Source organism: Clostridium estertheticum, assembly GCF_018861295.1.
GTDB lineage: Bacteria > Bacillota > Clostridia > Clostridiales > Clostridiaceae > Clostridium_AD > Clostridium_AD estertheticum_D.
Window position 1 is genome coordinate 1 of sequence record NZ_JAHLDM010000094.1, and the last position, 789, is coordinate 789.

Consider the following 789-nt stretch of genomic DNA (forward strand, 5'->3'; position numbering starts at 1 on the left):
GAACCTGTACTTGCAACACCTTCAATAAATTGCTTCTGAAATATAATAAATATTATAAGCATTGGCCATATAGCTATCATTGAGCCTGCCATAAGTTGAGGAAAATTTGTTGAATATTGACCTTGTAATGATGCCATTCCAGCCGCTAGCGGCATCTTATCTAATGACATATTTACTATTAAAGGCCACATCAAATCCTTGTAAGCAAACACTGAAGTGAATATTCCAAGTGCTACTAGACCTGATCTAGTTAAAGGTAACATAACTTTCCAAAATACTTGCCATCTGTTACATCCATCTAATATTGCTGCTTCCTCTAGTTCCTTCGGAATTCCAATGAAAAATTGTCTAAGTAGAAAAGTACCAAAAGCGCTTATAATCCCGGGTATTACTAGAGCTGTAACAGTATTTAATAATCCAAGTTTTGAAATTATAGCATACTGTGGGATAATAAATATTTGTCCTGGTATCATCATTTGAATAAGTATTAACATAAAGAAAAAATTTTTTCCTGGAAATTCAATTCTGGCTAAAGCATAGGCTGCCATGGCACTAAAGAAAACTGAACCTATGACTCTAAAAAATATCATTAGCATTGTATTTATGTAAAATTTCGCAAATGGCAATTGATTCCATACGTCAACATAATTTCCCCATTTAAAACTTTTAGGCATAATAGTAACTGGTAATGACGTTGACTCTGTAAGTGTTTTTAACGAAGTTAGTATCATCCATATAAATGGAATTAGCATTGCAATCGCACCTATTATAAGAATTATGTGAACAATT

At 32.7% G+C, this 789-nt stretch carries 1 protein-coding gene; it reads right to left on the bottom strand.

The genetic code is table 11. The features are described 5' to 3' along the window. A partial coding sequence (locus tag KPL54_RS25815) for a carbohydrate ABC transporter permease (RefSeq protein ID WP_216109326.1) occupies positions 1-788 on the bottom strand: 788 nt, incomplete at its 3' end. Position 789 lies beyond the last annotated feature (1 nt).